Raw genomic sequence first — 16276 nt, 5'->3', positions numbered from 1 at the left:
GCGCACGCTGGACCAGGAGCACAGGGGGATGCCGATGCGACGCAGGGGCTGGATCGCCGTGGTCGGGGGTGCAGCGGCGCTCGCCGTCGCGGCCGCCGTCGTCGTCGGGGTGACAGCCGACCGTCCGGACACCGACCCGACCCACGTCGCACGGGCCACCCCGACCGCGACGCCGACGCCGACCCCCACCCCGACGCTCGCGGCCGTCCCCCGAGCGCCGTCGGCCGCCACCCTCGCCGCCCTGCCGTCGGCGTTCCACGACGGCGTCGTCCCCGAACTGCTCGACGGCGGGGACGTCCGCCCCGCGGACACCTGGCAGATCGCCACCCCGCGGCACGACCTCGTGGCCCTGTACGCCAGCCCGTCCAGCCGCGCCCGCCCGGTGGCCACGCTGTCGCACCTGGTGTCGACGATCGACCTGCCCGCCGCCACCGCTGTCTGGGGCCGGTCGCCCGGCGTCGACGGCGGCATGCTCCTCGTCTCGACCCCGGCCCGGAACCGCACCCCGGGCGTCGGCGGCGACCCGGAGGCGCCGAGCGCCACGTTCGCCTGGGCACGGGCCGCCGACTTCACGGTCGCCGACACCGACCGGATGATCCGCGTCGACGTCGCCCGGAGCACGGTCTCCGTCGTCACCCGGAGCGGCCAGGTCACCGCGACCGAGGCGGCCCGGCTCGGCACCGCCGAGGACCCCACGCCGTCGGACACCGCCACCTACGTCGAAGCGGCGTACGTGGACACCCGCGTGACCTACACGCAGGGCAACCCGATCATCCTGACCGGCGCGCACTCGTCGCGGATCCCGTCGTACGGCGGCAACGCGGCACTGACGGCGCTGCACTACTACCCCGACCCGACCGGCAGTTCGCACGGCTGCGTGCGGATCTCGGCGGAGATGACCCGCACCCTCGCCGCCCTGCCCGTCGGCACCCCGATCCGGTTCAGCTGAGGAGCGACCACGTGCCCGACCTGCAACTCGCCCTGAACGGCGACACCACCCACCCGGCGATGCCGCGCACACCGGACGAGATCGCTCGTGACGCGGCAGCGTGCGTGGCGGCTGGCGCGACGCTCCTCCACCTGCACGCCTTCGACGACGACGGCGCCGAGTCGCTCGCCGCCGGACCGGTCGGCCGGATGCTCCGCGCCGTGCGGGCGGCGTGCCCGGGGATCCCGCTCAACGTCACGACCTTCGCCGCGATCGTGCCCGACCCCCGCGAGCGTCTCGACCTCGTGTCCTCGTGGACGGAGCTGCCCGACCTGATCGCCGCGAACCAGGGCGAGGACGGGATCGACGACGTGACCGATCTCCTCGCGCGACGCGGCGTCGGGGTCGAGGCGTGCGTGCTGAGCACCGACGACGCCGAGCGGTTCGTCCGGAAGGGCGGCCACGATCGGTTCGTCCGCCTCGTCGTCGAGCCGCTCGTGGACGACGTCGACGACGCGCTCGCGCTCGACGCGGCGATGGAGTCGATCGTCGCCGCCGTGGGGGTCCGGCTCCCCCAGTTGCACCACGGCATCGGCGCAGCCTCGTGGCAGGTGAGCCGCCGAGCCCTCGCGCGTGGCCACGCGATCCGCACCGGGCTCGAGGACACGGGCGTGCTCGAGGACGGCACGGCGGTGACGTCGAACGCGCAGCTCGCCGCCGCTGCAGCGCACCTGGTGTCCGAGGCGAGCCGCGCCGGCCCCGGCCCCCGAACCCGCGCCAGCACGGACGCCGATTCCGGCTCCGACCGCAGCTAGCGGCCGCCGCCGAGCCCGAGCCGCTCGACGACCTCGGCGCTCTCCTCCTCCGGAGTCCGGTCGGCCGCGATCGTCACGTGCACCTCGTCGTCCTGCGGCGGCTCGAGCGTCGCGAGCTGGGACTGCAGCAGCGACGTCGGCATGAAGTGGCCAGACCGCTGCGACATGCGCTGTTCGATCAACGCGCCGTCACCGGCCACGTGCACGAACACCACGCCGGGCGCCCGCAGCACGTCGCGGTACGACCGCTTCAGCGCCGAGCAGGTCACGACACCGTGGGTGCCGGCGTCGAGGTGCCCGCGGATCCAGCCGGCGACGACGTCGAGCCACGGCCAGCGGTCCTCGTCGGTGAGCGGTGTGCCGGCGTGCATCTTGTCGACGTTGGCCTGCGGGTGCATGGCGTCGCCCTCGGCGAAGTCCCACCCGAGCTGCTCGGCGACCATCGCGGCGACGGTCGACTTGCCGGAACCGGAGACCCCCATGACGACCAGGACACGCGCATCCAGAGCGGAGTCGCCGCTCATCGGAAGAACACCCCGGCCAGCAGCACCCCGAGCAGACCGAGCACCGAGATGAGGCACTCGAGCACCGTCCACGTCTTGAAGGTCTGTCCCACGGTGGTGTTGAGGTAGCCCTTGACGAGCCAGAACCCGGCGTCGTTGACGTGCGACAGGAACACCGAGCCCGCACCGATCGCCAGCACGAGCAGCGAGGTCATCGGCGTGGACAGGTCGGCGGCGATCGGGGCCATGATGCCCGCCGCGGTGACGGTGGCGACCGTGGCCGACCCGGTGGCGACACGCACCAGGGCCGACACGACCCAGGCGACGAGGAGCACCGAGACGCCGGAGTCCTTCACGGCGTCGGCGATCACGCCGCCGATGCCCGTGTCGATGAGCACCTGCTTGAACCCACCGCCGGCACCGACGATGAGCAGCACCCCGGCGACCGGGGGCAGCGCGCTCTCGAGCGACTTCGCCACGGCGGACCGGTCCATGCCGCCGCCGATCGCGAAGAAGACCATCGCGTAGATCGCCGCGATGCCGATCGCGATCATCGGCGACCCGAGGAAGTCGAGCAGGCTCACCCACGAGCCAGCGGCGTCGGGCATCGTGGCCTCGCGGACGGCCTGGGCGAGCATGAGGACGACGGGCAGCAGGATGCCGATGAGCGCGACGGTGAACGACGGGCTGCGGGGCTCGCTGATGACGCGCGTGAAGTCGCTCTTGCCGTTGGGAAGGGACGCGGTGTCCTGCGTGGCGGGGCCGCGCCGGGCCTCCCGTCCGCCCGAGGCGGGGTCCTGAGGACCGGACGCCGACCCGGAGTCCGACCCACGCGACCCGAACATGTCGGGCGCGGGGATGTCGACCCAGCGGGCCGCGAACTGGGCGAACACCGGCCCGGCCAGGATGATGACCGGGATCGCCAGCACGATGCCGAAGGCGAGCGTGGTGCCGAGGTTCGCGCCGACGGTCGAGATCGCGACGAGCGGTCCGGGGTGCGGCGGGACGAACGCGTGCATCGTCGACAGGCCGACCAGGGCGGGCACGGCGATCTTCATGATCGGCACGGAGCTCCGCTTCGCGACGAGCACGATGATCGGGATGAGGAGCACGAGGCCGACCTCGAAGAACATCGGCAGGCCGATCAGCGCACCGATCAGGGCCATCGTCCACGGCAGCGCGGCCTTCGACGACCTGCGCACCAGGGTGTCGACCACGCGGTCGGCGGCGCCGGAGTCGACGAGCATCTTGCCGAACATCGACCCGAGCCCGACCAGGATGCCGACGCTCGTCATCGTCGCACCGAAGCCGTTGCCGAAGCTCACGACGGCCTTGTCCGGCGCGAGCCCCGCACCGATGCCGACGCCCAGGGCACCGATCACGAGCGCGATGAACGGGTGCACCTTGAGCCAGGTGATGAGCGCGATGATCACGACGATGCCGACGAGGGCCGCGATGATCAGCTGCGGGATCGGCCCGGACGGGTCGACGGTCTCGGTGCCGCCGCCTTCGGCCGCGAGGACGGTGCCCACGGGGTGGGCGAGCAGGTGGACTGGAGCGTGAGGCATCGGTGCCCCTTCCTGGAGCCGCTGCCGCGCGGCTCCGTCGCCTTCGTGTCGAGGGGCGGCTGGCGCTGCGCGCGCCGACCCCCAATAATCTGATTAATCAGACTATACGACGATCCGCCGCGCGCCATCCGCCCTCGGACGCAGTCTGCCGTTTCGATGGGACCGACGTCACGCCGATCGCGCGACCCGTACTGCACGGAGGAACGATGCCCCCAGCCCGCGGACTCCACGCCCACGTGCTCGACACCCTCGGGCAGCGCATCGTCGACGGTGCGCTCGACCCCGGCACGGTGGTCCGCCCCGAGCTCGTGGCGGACGAGTTCGGCGTGTCCCGGTCGGTCGTGCGCGAGGCGCTCCGCGTCCTGCAGTCGCTCGGACTCGTCGAGCCCCGGCAGCGCGTCGGCACCCAGGTGCTCGGCATCGGGTCGTGGGAACTGCTCGCCCCGACGGTCATCCGGTGGCGTGGCGCCTCGCCCGCCTACTTCGTGCAGCAGCGGGAACTCCTCGAACTGCGGCTCGGCGTCGAACCCGTTGCGGCGTCGCTCACCGCCGGCGGCTCCGGGGCGTCCGCAGTCCTCGACGCCGCGCAGGACATGCTCGCCGCCTGCGCGCGCGAGGACAGCCGCGCGTACCTCGAGGCCGACGTCCGCTTCCACCGCGCCCTGCTCACCGGCTCCGGCAACGCCGTCTTCGCGCACTTCGCCGGCACCGTCGAGGCGCTGCTGCGCACCCGCACGTCGGAGTCGCGCGACACCATCACGCGCTGGACGCGCGAGGCCGCCCTCCGCCACGAGGCCGTCGGGCACGCGCTGGTCGCGGGTGACGGGGCCGCTGCGGCGGCCGCGACGACGGCGCTCGTCGGCGTCACGCGCGACGAGTTCATCGCGGAGGCCCCGCGCGGTTGACGGGGTGTGCGGGGGCGGGCGAGGGCCGGCACGCCGTGCGCTGACCGCCGAGGTTCCACAACGCGCCGTGCGCTGGTCGTCGAGGTTCCACAACGCGCGCAATCGCACGTCGAGATGCGCAGATCTCGGAACCTCGGCGCGGCCCGAGACGCGACCGAACGACGGACGGGAGGCCCGTGGCGACGCGCCCACGGGCCTCCCGTCCGACAGCCGCCCGGGTTCCACAACGCGCCGTGCGCTGGTCGTCGAGGTTCCACAACGCGCGCGATCGCACGCCGAGATGCGCAGATCTCGGAACCTCGGCGCGGCCCACCGCACCGAACGACGACGGACGACGGACGACGGACCGACTACTTGCGCGCGAAGAGGCGGGGACCGCGCAGCCGCAGGCGCATCGTCACCGTGCCGAGCCACCGGTCGTACTTGTAGCCGACCTTGCCCATCCGGCCGACCTCCTCGAAGCCGAGCCGCTCGTGCAGTCGGATGGAGGCCTCGGCCTGCCGGTCGGCGATGACCGCGACGACCTCGCGGACCCCGGCGGACCGGCACTCGTCGAGCAGGGCCTCCATGAGCGCACGGCCGAGCCCCTTGCCCCCGGAGGCCGCTCCGAGGTAGATCGAGTCCTCGACCACCCGGTTCGACCGGTCGCGCGGGTTCCAGGCGTCCACGAGCGCGTAGCCGAGGATCTGCCCGGCGGGGTTCTCGGCCACCAGGAAGGGCAGCTTGCGCTTCCGGATGTCGTCGTAGCGCTGCTTCCACCGGGCGAAGGTGAACGCCGACGGGTCGAACGTCACCGACGAGTTGCGGACGTAGTGCGTGTGGATCTCACGGACGTCGGGCAGGTCGCTCGCCTCGGCGGCACGGATCCGGTACTCGAACGCGGTCTCGCTCGCCGGCCGGGCACGCAGGTGTCGCGGCAGGACCCGCCGTCGCTGGTATTCCTCCTCGAGCACGTGCCGAGCCTACTGAGCGGGCAGCGACCAGTCGACCGGTGCCGCGCCCTGTTCCTGCAGCAGCGCGTTGACCTGCGAGAACGGCCGGCTGCCGAAGAAGCCCCGCGACGCACTCAACGGGCTCGGGTGCGCCGACGCCACCACCGGGGTGTCGCCGAGCAGCGGCCGGACGGACGCGGCCTGCGCGCCCCACAGCACGGCGACGAGCGGGGTCCCCCGGGCGACGAGTGCGCGGACCGCTTGGTCGGTGACGGCTTCCCAGCCCTTGCCGCGGTGACTGCCGGCGTCGCCCGCACGGACCGTGAGCACGCGGTTGAGCAGCAGCACTCCCTGGTCCGACCACGCGCGCAGGTCACCGTGCGCCGGTGGGGTCACGCCGACGTCGGCGCTGAGCTCCTTGTAGATGTTCGCCAGGCTGCGCGGCACCGGACGAACTGCCGGGTCGACGGCGAACGACAGCCCGATCGGGTTGCCCGGCGTCGGGTAGGGGTCCTGCCCCACCACGAGCACCTTCACGGCGTCGAACGGCGTGGTGAAGGCCCGGAGCACGTCGGCGCCGGCCGGCAAGTAGGTACGGCCAGCCGCTGTCTCGTCTCGCAGCCAGGCACCCATGCGGTGCACGTCGGCTTCCACCGGAGCGAGCGCCGACGCCCAGCCCGGGTCGACCAGGTCGGCGAGCGGTCGTGGTTCCACGACGGCTACGCGCCCATCGTGGCGACGGCCACCGACTCCTCGCCGGCCATGACCCGCCAGACGCTGCCGGTGCCCCGGACCTCGAGCGCGCCCTCGCCGACGACGAGGGCGGTGTCCTCGTCGATCGCCAGGCCGGCGGTGACGAACTCCGCCTCGGCGCTCGCGATCAGGCGGGCGAGGGTGCCGGCCTGCACCGCGTGGACGTCGATGGTCAGGTCGACCAGGCCGAGCCCTTCGCGGAGTTCGACCTCGTCGAGGCCTTCAGAGGCTGCCTCGGGGCAGATCTCGACGCCGCCGATGCGCCAGCCGCCCACGAGCGCGCGGTCGGCGGCGATCATCGCACCGGCCGAGTAGCCCAGGTAGGGCAGGCCGTCGGCGACGAGCAACCGGAGCTGGTCGACGAGCGGGGCGATCGCGCCCAAGTAGTCCGGGGTGACACCGCCACCGACGACGAGCGCGTCGACGTCGCTCAGGACGGTCGTGTCGAACACCTGGCCGGCCGCGACCTCGGTGACGACGACCTCGGCCGCGCGGGCACCACCGAGCACCTCGGCGATGTCGGCGGTCGACGACGGACTGCCGCCGTCCGGGCCGGCGACGGAGAGCAGGGCGATGCGCGGGACCGTCCGGCCGACGGCGGCCGAGCGTGCGGTGGCCTCGGCGAGGAAGGGCGCTGCGGCGTCCGAGGCGGCGAAGAGTCCGCCGCCGACGAGGTGGATGCTCACGACTCGGCCGTCACCGGTGCGAGGGCGCTCCACGGGAACGTGATCCAGCCGTCGACCCGGCGCCACACGTGGTCGGGCTCGAGGACGGTGCCTGGCTTCGAGTACAGGCAGGCGCTGCGGACGTCGGCACCGGCGTTCCGGATGATGTCGACCACCAGGCGCAGGGTCCGACCGGAGTCCGACACGTCGTCGACGACGAGCACGCGCTTGCCCGCCAGGCTCGGGGCGTCGAGCGCGGGTGCGAGCACGACGGGCTCGTCCAGGCGCTGCTCGACGTCGGTGTAGAACTCGACGTTGATCGAGCCGCACTCCTTGGTGCCGAGCGCGTAGGCCACGGCACCGGCGATGATCAGCCCGCCGCGGGCGACGGCGACGACGACCTCGGGCTCGAAGCCGGAGGACAGCACGTCCTTCGCGAGCAGGCGTGCGGCGTCACCGAACTCCAGCCATCCGAGCACCTCGGGCCCGCTCGTCACGGTCACGGTCGACTGAGCCGGGGCCGTGGGCTCGGGTTCGCTGCTGATCGGCATCCGTCCACGGTACCGGCAGGGACCCCGCGCCCGCGACCCGTGGCCACCGCCCGGGCGCTGCGCAGGCGGTCAGCGCGGCGTGAGTCTCCCGCGCGCGAGCTTGTGCTGCGCCGACTGGGCGACCGGCCGGATCGTGACGAGGTCGAGGTTCACGTGCGGCGGCAGCTCCACCGCGTGCACGATCGCCTCGGCGACGTCGTCGGCCACGAGCGGGTCCGGCACGTCGTCGTAGACCGCAGCGGCCTTCTGCTCGTCGCCGCGGAAGCGGGTGAGCGCGAACTCGTCGGTCTTCACCAGGCCGGGGGCGATCTCGACGACGCGGATCGGTTCGCCGTTCAGCTCGAGCCGGAGCGCGCCGACCAGGGCGTGCTCGGCGAACTTCGCGGCGTTGTAGCCGCCGCCGTTCTCGTACGCCACGAACCCGGCCGTGCTCGTCACCGTGACGATGTCCGCTCCCCCGGTGTCGCGTGCACGGTCCCGCAGGTGCGGCAGCAGCGCGGCGACGACGCGCTTCGTGCCGATCACGTTCACCTCGAACATGGCCCGCCAGTCGTCGACGTCGGACTCCTCGACGCTGGCCGAGCCGAACGCGCCACCGGCGTTGTTCACGAGGACGTCGGCGCCGCCGAGCTCGGCGACGCGGGCGGCGAGCGCCTCGACGTCGGCGGCGCTCGTGATGTCCGCCACCAGGACCTCGGCCCCGGTCTCCGCGGCGAGCGCCTCGAGCTTCGACGCCCGGCGGGCGACGGCGAGCACGTCCCAGCCCCGCGAGCGGAACAGTCGGACGGTGGCCGCTCCGATGCCCGAGCTCGCTCCGGTGACGACTGCGCGCCGTGCTGCCATGTGATCTGCCTCCTGCGTCGGTGTCGGGACGGCTGCTCGCCCCGGTGTCGGGACGACTGCTCGCCCCGATCCCCACCGTACCGACCCTCCCAGGTCACGATCCGGTAACGTGACCGACGATGACGACGGATGCCGCCCCTCCCGCACCCTCGGCCCCGGCGACGCAGCTCGAACCCGGCCGGGCACCGCGCCGTATCCCGATGTGGGACACCGCGCGGTTCGTCGCGGTGACCCTCGTGGTGATCGGCCACGCGATCCAGCGCCAGACGACGGCGAGCGAGCACGCCCTGGCGCTCTACACGTTCATCTACGCGTTCCACATGCCCGCGTTCGGCGTGATCAGCGGCTACTTCTCGTCGGCCGACACCCCGACGGCGAAGCGCATGCGCCGGACGATCACCGACATCGTCGTGCCGTACATCATCATGCAGACGATCTGGACGGTGGTGCAGGGCATCGTCGAGGGCGGCAAGGACTTCAACCCGACGCAGCCGACCTGGACCCTGTGGTTCCTGCTGGCCCTCGGCATCTTCAAGCTGATCCTGCCGTACCTGGCGCAGCTGCGGTGGCCGTTGTTCTGGGCCGTCGTGTTCAGCATCGGCGTCGGCTACTTCGACAACGTCGACTCCACGCTGTCGTTGTCCCGCGCGATCAGCCTGCTGCCGTTCTTCCTGCTCGGGTGGCAGGTCAAGCAGTGGGGGCTCTTCGACCGCTGGTACGAGGCCTCGCGCCGTACCGTGGTCCGGGTGCGCGTCGCCGCCGGCGTGGTGTTCGCCGCGTGGGCCGTGTCGTGCGCGGTGTGGATCCCGCAGTTCAAGGAGTTCGACCTGCACCACTGGTTCTTCTACGACGACTCGTACTCGGGTCTCGGCGAGGACGCCTGGTGGGCGGGTGCCGTGCGCTTCGGCCTGATGCTGCTCGCGACACTGCTGACCGCGTCGTTCCTGGTGCTCATCCCCCGCCGGAACATCTGGCTCACGCAGTTCGGTGCGGCGACGATGTACGTGTACCTGCTGCACACCTTCGTGCTCTACCCGATCCGCGAGTCCGGCGTGCTCGCCGGTCCGCACTCCGCGTGGCCGTTCGTGCTCCTGATGGTCGCGATCGCCTGCGCGGTCAGCCTCTTCCTGGCGCAGCCCTTCGTGCGGCGCGGGATGCGCTGGCTGCTCGAACCGAACGTCGGCTGGCTGTTCCGTCGCGACAATTGACATTTCCGCGCAAGCAGTCGTCTTCGCTGCGCTCAGTCGGCAGCGCGCGACGTCGCGGCAGGCCGCGACCGATCCCCGTGGTCGCCGCCGTCAGCCCCGGGCACCATCCTGGCCGGGAGGCCCGTGGTGCGTCGGGCGTGCGCGTTACGTCCCGAGGCGGGTGCGCTGGTACCAGCGCGACCACCTGCGTACCGTGACACCCGACGCACAGTCGCGCCGCGCCTCCAGGCCGAGCGCAAGGCGACCCGACGACCAGCCGCACCGGACAGGAGCACCAAGATGACCGAGCACGACGCCGCGCAGTGGCGGTTCGAGACCACGCAGGTCCACGCCGGCGCACAGCCGGACCCGACCACGGGCGCCCGCGCCACCCCGATCTACAAGACGACCTCGTACGTCTTCGCGAACTCGGACGAGGCCCGCGACCTGTTCGCCCTCGCCAAGCCCGGCAACATCTACTCCCGCATCATGAACCCGACGAACGACGTCGTGGAGCAGCGCATCGCGGCACTCGAGGGCGGCAGCGGCGCACTCCTCGTGGCGTCCGGCCAGGCGGCGGAGACCTACGCCGTGCTGAACATCGCGGGTGCTGGCGACCACATCGTGTCGTCGTCGTCGATCTACGGCGGCACGTACAACCTGTTCAAGTACACGCTGGCGAAGCTCGGCATCGAGACCACGTTCGTCGAGGACCAGGACGACCTCGAGGAGTGGCGCCGCGCCGTCCGCCCGAACACGAAGCTCTTCTTCGCCGAGACCATCGGCAACCCGCGGATCAACGTCCTCGACATCACCGGCGTCAGCGACGTCGCGCACGAGTCCGGCGTCCCGCTGATCGTCGACAACACGATCGCGACGCCGTACCTGATCCGTCCGTTCGAGCACGGGGCCGACATCGTCGTGCACTCGGCGACGAAGTTCCTCGGCGGCCACGGCACCGTCATCGGCGGCATCATCGTCGACGGCGGGAAGTTCGCCTGGTCGCAGCACCCGGACAAGTTCCCGGAGTTCAACACGCCCGACCCGTCGTACCACGGCGCGGTCTTCGCCGAGGCCGTCGGCAACGAGCTCGCCTACATCGTGAAGGCCCGCGTGCAGCTGCTCCGCGACCTCGGGGCGTCGAACTCGGCGGACACCGCGTTCGCACTCCTGCAGGGCATCGAGACGCTGTCGCTCCGCATCGAGCGCCACGTGTCGAACGCGCAGGAGATCGCCGAGTGGCTCGACCAGCACCCGGACGTCGCGACCGTCGCCTACGCCGGCCTGCCGACGTCGCCCTGGTACGCCGCGGCGAACCGGTACGCGCCGAAGGGCGTCGGCGCCGTGCTGTCGTTCGAACTCAAGGGCGGGGTGCCCGCGGGCAAGGCGTTCGTCGACAACCTGCAGCTGTTCTCGCACCTGGCGAACATCGGCGACGTGCGCTCGCTCGTGATCCACCCGGCGTCGACCACGCACTCGCAGCTCACGCCCGAGCAGCAGCTCACCACCGGGGTCACGCCGGGCCTGGTGCGCCTGTCCGTCGGCATCGAGAACATCGAGGACCTGAAGGCCGACCTCGAGGCCGGGCTCGCCGCGGCCCGTGCGGTCTCGCAGGAGGGGCAGCGCGCCTAGCGTTCCTCCCGCCCCTGGGCACCGACGCACCGCGCGCTCGATGCGTGTGCATGTTGCGACGTCCCACGAGTCGATCGACTCGTGGGACGTCGCTCGTTGCGCACGCATCCGGTGCGTGTGCATGGTGCGACGATCCACGAGTCGAACAACGCGCACGATGTCGGAACATGCGCACGCACGCAAACGGCGAGCGCGGCCCGCGACCCGGCCACGGGGCGGGCGTGACGTAACACGGCGGCGGCGACCCGCGCCTCCCGGCAGACTGGACGCACCATGGACTGGCAGACGACCCCCGAGGACTCCGTGCCGTCCACCCTGGTGCCCGGTGCCGAACTCGGCACCATCGGCAAGCCGCCGGTCACCGGCGCCTGGCGCCCCGGCGACCATCCGGGTGCGCGCCACTTCGCGTCCCTCGGCGAGCAGTGGGTGCGTGGCGGGCGGCTGCCGGCCGTGCGGGTGGCGTACGAGTCGTGGGGCACGCTCAACGCGGCGCGCGACAACGCCGTCCTGCTCTTCCACGCACTGACCGGTGACTCGCACGTCTCGGGCGCACCCGGTCCGGGGCACCGCACCGCCGGCTGGTGGGGCGACGTCGTCGGACCCGGCCTGGCGATCGACACCGACCGCTGGTTCGTGATCGCGCCCAACATGCTCGGCGGCTGCCAGGGCACGACCGGGCCGTCGTCGGTGGCACCCACCGGGGTCGAGTGGGGCTCGCGCTTCCCGTTCGTCACCGTGCGCGACCAGGTCGAGGTGCAGCGCCAGCTCGCCGACCGGCTCGGCATCGACGTGTTCGCGGCCGTCGTCGGCGGGTCGATGGGAGGCATGCACGCGCTCGAGTTCGCGGTGTCGCACCCCGCACGCGTCCAGCGGCTGGCGGTGCTGGCATCGACGGCGCAGACGACGGCGGACCAGATCGCGGCGAACTCCCTGCAGCGCTCGGCGATCCAGATGGACCCGGCGTTCGCGGGCGGCGACTACTACGAGGCCGACGCCGGCGAGGGCCCGCACCGCGGGCTGGCGCTCGCGCGGCGGATGGCGTTGATGACCTACCGGGCGTCCGACGAGCTGAACGGCCGGTTCGCCCGGTCGTGGCAGAGCGACGTGTCCCCGCTCGGCGACGACGGGCGGTTCTCGGTCGAGAGCTACCTCGACTTCCACGGCAACAAGTTCACCCGGCGCTTCGACGCGTCGTCGTACATCACGCTCACGCACGCGATGGACTCCCACGACGTCGGGGCCGGGCGGGGCGGTGTCGCTGCCGCGCTCGAACTCGTGACGGCCCGCACGCTCGTCGTGGGGATCTCGAGCGACCGGCTGTTCCCGATCGAGGACCAGCACCGGATCGCCGCGGGGGTGCCGGACACGCTCGACGGGGACACGGCCGCGGTGATCGAGAGCGAGTTCGGGCACGACGGGTTCCTCATCGAGCACGAGCAGGTCGGAGCGCACCTGCGGCGGTTGCTCGACGGCTGAGCGCGACACGGCACGCGGCGGGGCGGCGGCACGCACAGGGGCCGCGGCACGCACCGGGGCGGCGGCGGCACGCACGCCACCCGCGGCGGCACGCACCGGGGCAGCGGCACGCGCGGCACGGCGCGCCGAACACCCCCCAACGGGTGTCGCCCGTGGTTGGATGGCTGCGAGCCCGGACTGAACGAGGCTCGGTTTCCCCGCACGACCCGTCACACCAGCTCGTCACCAACCAGGACATCGATGGAATTCATCGCACAGGAACGCGACCGCTTGCTGCGGGCGACGACCCGTGTCGTGGGCATCGTCTGCGCGCTCATCAGCGTCGTCGGCGTGGTCTCCGCCGCCGCGGTCTCCGCCCTGCCACTCGTGGGCGCCCTGCTGTGCATCGCCGCGATGGTCGCCGCGTTCGTGTTCTTCGGGCGCAGTGGCACCGTGTGGTGGACCGCCGCGATCCTCGTCACGGGCCTCGCCTCGCTCGCGCTGCTGTTCTCCGGCGTGGACGAGTCGGTCCGCCCGCTCGTCGCCAGCGCCGTCATGCCGCTCGCGGGCGGCTCGCTGTCCGCCCCGCTGATGGCGCAGCGCGGCCAGCCGTTCGGCCTCGGACTCACGATCGGCACCGGCGCGATCGTCGTCGTCGTGATGGTGTGGGCCACCGGCGGGCTCCTGTCGACGCCCGTCAGCGGCGCCCTGCTCGGCTGGGTGCTCATCGCGGTCGTGGCCGTGTGGATCTCGCGCAGCATCCCCCGCGTCGCCCGACGGATCTACAGCATCGGCACCGCGCACCGCGCTGAACGCCAGGCCAGCGAGACCGAGGCGCAGCGGCGGCAGGGTGCGCGGCTGCTGCACGACACGGTCCTCGCGACGCTCACGCTCCTCGCGCACTCCGGCGTCGGGGTCTCCGAGCAGGCCATGCGCGAGCAGGCCGCCGAGGACGCCAGACTCCTGCGCCATCTGCGACTCGGCGCGACCCCGCAGCCGTCGCAGTCCGGCGACTACTCGCTCACCCGCGAAGAGGAGTCGCCGCTCGGCCAGACCCTCGAGTCGGTGAAGCAGCGCTTCGGGCGGATGGGCCTCGAGGTCAGCTGGCACGGCACCGGTCAGGTGCTGCTGCCGTCGCACGTGCTCGACGCCTTCCTGCTCGCGCTCGGCGAGTGCCTCGAGAACGTCCGCAGGCACGCCGGCGTGGGCGAGGCACACGTCACGATCGTCCACGACAACGACATGGTGCGGGCCATGGTCACGGACTCCGGCGTCGGGTTCGACCTGACCACCGTCAGCGCCGAACGACTCGGCTTCAAGGAGAGCGTCGTGAGCCGCCTGCGCGAGGTCGGCGGCGACGCGAAGCTGTTCTCCGCGCCGGGCTCCGGCACCACCGTCGTCCTGGAGGCACCGCGATGACCCGGGTCCCCGAGGACACCATCAGCCGCGGCCTGCCCGGCGAGTCGACCGGCCAGCAGCCGCCCCGAACCCGTCGCGAGGCGCGCGAGCGCTACCGCACCAGCGAGCGTCGGCAGGCCCGCGGGCTCCCCTCGACCTCGACCGGTGCACGGTCGCTCCGCCAGGCGGCCAAGCCCGGCGCCTCGCTCGGAGCCGGGTACCTCGGCCTCGGCGCAGCGGTGCTCACCGCCATCGAGGCCGTCTCCGGCATCGTGTACTTCCTGGTCCGCTGGTCCGACTTCTCCGACCCGTGGCTGCCCGCCGCCGCCTGGATGCTCTACATCGTCGCCGCGGTCGGTGTCGGCCTGAGCGTGCTGACCTACGGCGAGCGGCTGACCGGGCTGGCCTTCGTGCTGATCTGCGTCGTGCTCGCGTGCGTCGTGACCCTCGACTTCATCGGCATCTGGCCCGAGCACGACATCGCCCACACGGCATCGGCGTCGATCGCCGCGGGCTTCGCGCTCCTGCCGATCGCCACGCTCCGGCCCGCCCGCGAGGTCGCCGCCGCCATCGCGGTCCTCGGCCTGGCGTTCGTCGGCATGAGCGTCGCCTCGACCCCGATCACCAACGACACGCTGCCGGGCATCGTGTCCTTGCTGGCCCTGGTCGTCGTGCCGCCGTCGATCGCCCTGTACGTCGTGCAGCGGTTCCGGCAGCTCGTGCAGCGGGAACTCGACCGGGTGCTCGTGCAGAGCAACGTGCAGGCGCCGCAGTTCGCCGTCGGCATGCTCGCCTCGGACGAGCTCGCCCGACTCGACCTGGCCGCCGAGAAGCTGCTCGACGCCGTCGCGAACGGCACCGATCCCCTGCCGCTGTCGGACGCCTCGAGCTCCGTCGCCGCCTCGCTCGCGACCGAGCTCCGCCTGCACCTCATCGAGGGACGGCGCGAGACCTGGCTGTACCACGCGATCACGGAGTCCGACCACCTCGGGCGTTCGGTGAGCGTCGCCGACCCGGGCGCCCTGGCCGGACACCTCACCCCCGCGCAACGCGACGGACTGTTGCAGGCCCTGTGGCAGATGGTCGGCGACGGCCGCACCGCCACCCCCGGCCTGCCGGTCGTCTCGGTCACGCTCGGCCCGGTCGGGTCCGACGGCCACCCCGTCACCGACGAGCGGATGGACGTGCCGGTCGTGATCGAGTCCCGCGGCGTCCAGCGCCGACGACTCGGCCCCACCGCCTGGAGCGCCCTGCAACGCATCGGTCCGTACACCGAGACCGTCCGCGACGGCGCGCTCCACATCGTCGCCCACTGCGTCGTGGACCGACATCCGTCGATGTAGCTGCCGGACACCCGGACAGCCTGCCCGTGCCACGTGCCCCTCCCTCCTAGGATCGGGCACGAACTGCCCCCGAGAAAGGACGCCCGCATGGCGACTCCAGAGGAACCCATCCGACTCGCACTCGTCGACGACCACAGGATGCTCCTCGGCGCGCTCACGGAGTGGATCCGGAGCGCCGCTGACGACATCACGCTGGTGGCCGCGGTCACGACCTGGCCCGAGCTCCTGACGAGCCCGGCGTTCCCGGTGGACGTGGTGCTGCTCGACCTGGACCTCAAGGACTCCATCCCGGTGTCGCTGAAGATCTCGACGCTCAAGACCGCCGGTGTGAAGACCGTCGTGATGAGCACCTACTCGGAGCCGAACGTCGTGCGCGAGGCCCTGGCGGCCGGTGCCCTCGGTTACCTGGTGAAGAGCGAGGACGCCGACATGATCGTCGAGGCGATCCGCTCCGCCCAGCGCGGCGAGCAGTACGTCTCCGCCGAGCTCGACCTGGCCATCAACAGCGGCGACGTCGGTGGTGTCCCGAAGCTCAGCGCCCAGGAGCGTCGCGTCATGGCCCTGTACGGCGGTGGCGAGCCCGTGAAGAGCGTCGCGTACCAGCTCGGCATCTCCGAGGAGACCGCGAAGAGTTACCTCAAGCGCATCCGCGAGAAGTACCGCGTCGCGGGCTTCGACGTGGGCACGAAGGTGGCGCTCCGGAAGCGGGCGATCACCGACGGCATCATCGTGCAAGACGGCGGCCCGCTGGGCCTGTAGCGCGGCGCGCGCGGGCGCTTGCCCGCTTCGTGAGCACAA

General features: G+C 72.3%; 16 protein-coding genes. 9 read left to right on the top strand and 7 right to left on the bottom strand.

Annotation, left to right across the window (positions count from 1 at the left end):
* Positions 1-34: 34 nt before the first annotated feature.
* A complete protein-coding gene (locus EDF33_RS12890) occupies positions 35-949 on the top strand; it encodes a L,D-transpeptidase (protein WP_132100243.1) in 915 nt (304 codons plus the stop codon).
* Between the two features lie 11 nt (positions 950-960).
* On the top strand, positions 961-1743 hold the full coding sequence (locus EDF33_RS12885; RefSeq protein ID WP_132100242.1) for a 3-keto-5-aminohexanoate cleavage protein: 783 nt from the start codon (positions 961-963) through the stop codon (positions 1741-1743).
* On the opposite strand, the gene EDF33_RS12880 is transcribed toward EDF33_RS12885, so the two are convergent.
* Both EDF33_RS12880 and EDF33_RS12875 read right to left on the bottom strand, forming a co-directional pair.
* Positions 1740-2267: a gluconokinase gene (locus tag EDF33_RS12880; RefSeq protein ID WP_132100241.1), complete on the bottom strand. Its 528-nt coding sequence runs from the start codon at positions 2265-2267 to the stop codon at positions 1740-1742. The two genes, EDF33_RS12885 and EDF33_RS12880, sit on opposite strands and share 4 nt — an antisense overlap.
* Positions 2264-3814, bottom strand: a complete 1551-nt coding sequence (locus EDF33_RS12875) for an SLC13 family permease (RefSeq protein WP_207906695.1) — start codon at positions 3812-3814, stop codon at positions 2264-2266. Before EDF33_RS12875 ends, EDF33_RS12880 begins: the two co-directional genes overlap by 4 nt.
* A gap of 206 nt (positions 3815-4020) precedes the next feature.
* On the opposite strand from EDF33_RS12875, the gene EDF33_RS12870 reads away from it, so the two are divergent.
* Complete coding sequence (locus tag EDF33_RS12870; RefSeq protein ID WP_132100240.1) at positions 4021-4719, top strand: FCD domain-containing protein; 699 nt, start codon at positions 4021-4023, stop codon at positions 4717-4719.
* Between the two features lie 350 nt (positions 4720-5069).
* On the opposite strand, the gene EDF33_RS12865 is transcribed toward EDF33_RS12870, so the two are convergent.
* The 5 genes from EDF33_RS12865 to EDF33_RS12845 form a co-directional block, all read right to left on the bottom strand.
* Positions 5070-5672, bottom strand: coding sequence for a GNAT family N-acetyltransferase (locus tag EDF33_RS12865; RefSeq protein ID WP_123294233.1), 603 nt, complete (start codon positions 5670-5672; stop codon positions 5070-5072).
* Positions 5673-5681: 9 nt separating this feature from the next.
* Positions 5682-6365, bottom strand: a complete 684-nt coding sequence (locus tag EDF33_RS12860; protein ID WP_123339794.1) for a uracil-DNA glycosylase — start codon at positions 6363-6365, stop codon at positions 5682-5684.
* Positions 6366-6370: 5 nt separating this feature from the next.
* Entirely contained in the window at positions 6371-7090 is a 720-nt protein-coding gene (locus tag EDF33_RS12855; protein WP_111086446.1) for a Type 1 glutamine amidotransferase-like domain-containing protein, read from the bottom strand.
* Entirely contained in the window at positions 7087-7620 is a 534-nt protein-coding gene (locus EDF33_RS12850; protein ID WP_173168683.1) for a phosphoribosyltransferase, read from the bottom strand. The genes EDF33_RS12855 and EDF33_RS12850 overlap by 4 nt, the downstream gene beginning before the upstream one ends.
* Positions 7621-7689: 69 nt before the next feature.
* Positions 7690-8463: an SDR family oxidoreductase gene (locus EDF33_RS12845; RefSeq protein WP_132100239.1), complete on the bottom strand. Its 774-nt coding sequence runs from the start codon at positions 8461-8463 to the stop codon at positions 7690-7692.
* Positions 8464-8582: 119 nt separating this feature from the next.
* Here EDF33_RS12845 and EDF33_RS12840 point away from each other — a divergent pair, with 119 nt between their 5' ends.
* The 6 genes from EDF33_RS12840 (at position 8583) to EDF33_RS12810 (ending at position 16237) form a co-directional block, all read left to right on the top strand.
* The gene (locus EDF33_RS12840; RefSeq protein ID WP_123294229.1) at positions 8583-9671 is read left to right on the top strand and encodes an acyltransferase family protein; all 1089 of its coding nucleotides are present in this window, start codon (positions 8583-8585) and stop codon (positions 9669-9671) included.
* 279 nt (positions 9672-9950) lie between these two features.
* Positions 9951-11282 carry a bifunctional o-acetylhomoserine/o-acetylserine sulfhydrylase gene (locus tag EDF33_RS12830; protein ID WP_111086406.1) on the top strand — a complete coding sequence of 444 codons (1332 nt, stop codon included), beginning with the start codon at positions 9951-9953 and terminating at the stop codon, positions 11280-11282.
* Positions 11283-11555: 273 nt separating this feature from the next.
* Complete coding sequence (locus EDF33_RS12825; RefSeq protein ID WP_132100238.1) at positions 11556-12758, top strand: homoserine O-acetyltransferase; 1203 nt, start codon at positions 11556-11558, stop codon at positions 12756-12758.
* 240 nt (positions 12759-12998) lie between these two features.
* A complete protein-coding gene (locus EDF33_RS12820; protein ID WP_123294227.1) occupies positions 12999-14156 on the top strand; it encodes an ATP-binding protein in 1158 nt (385 codons plus the stop codon).
* Positions 14153-15478 carry a hypothetical protein gene (locus EDF33_RS12815; RefSeq protein ID WP_131973743.1) on the top strand — a complete coding sequence of 442 codons (1326 nt, stop codon included), beginning with the start codon at positions 14153-14155 and terminating at the stop codon, positions 15476-15478. Before EDF33_RS12820 ends, EDF33_RS12815 begins: the two co-directional genes overlap by 4 nt.
* Positions 15479-15565: 87 nt before the next feature.
* Positions 15566-16237, top strand: a complete 672-nt coding sequence (locus EDF33_RS12810; RefSeq protein WP_111086410.1) for a response regulator transcription factor — start codon at positions 15566-15568, stop codon at positions 16235-16237.
* Positions 16238-16276 lie beyond the last annotated feature (39 nt).

Origin of the sequence: Curtobacterium sp. PhB146 (assembly GCF_004342995.1) — a bacterium.
Classification (GTDB): Bacteria; Actinomycetota; Actinomycetes; order Actinomycetales; family Microbacteriaceae; genus Curtobacterium.
The sequence above is the reverse complement of the archived record's forward strand: the minus strand, read 5'-3'. Positions and strand labels throughout refer to the sequence as shown.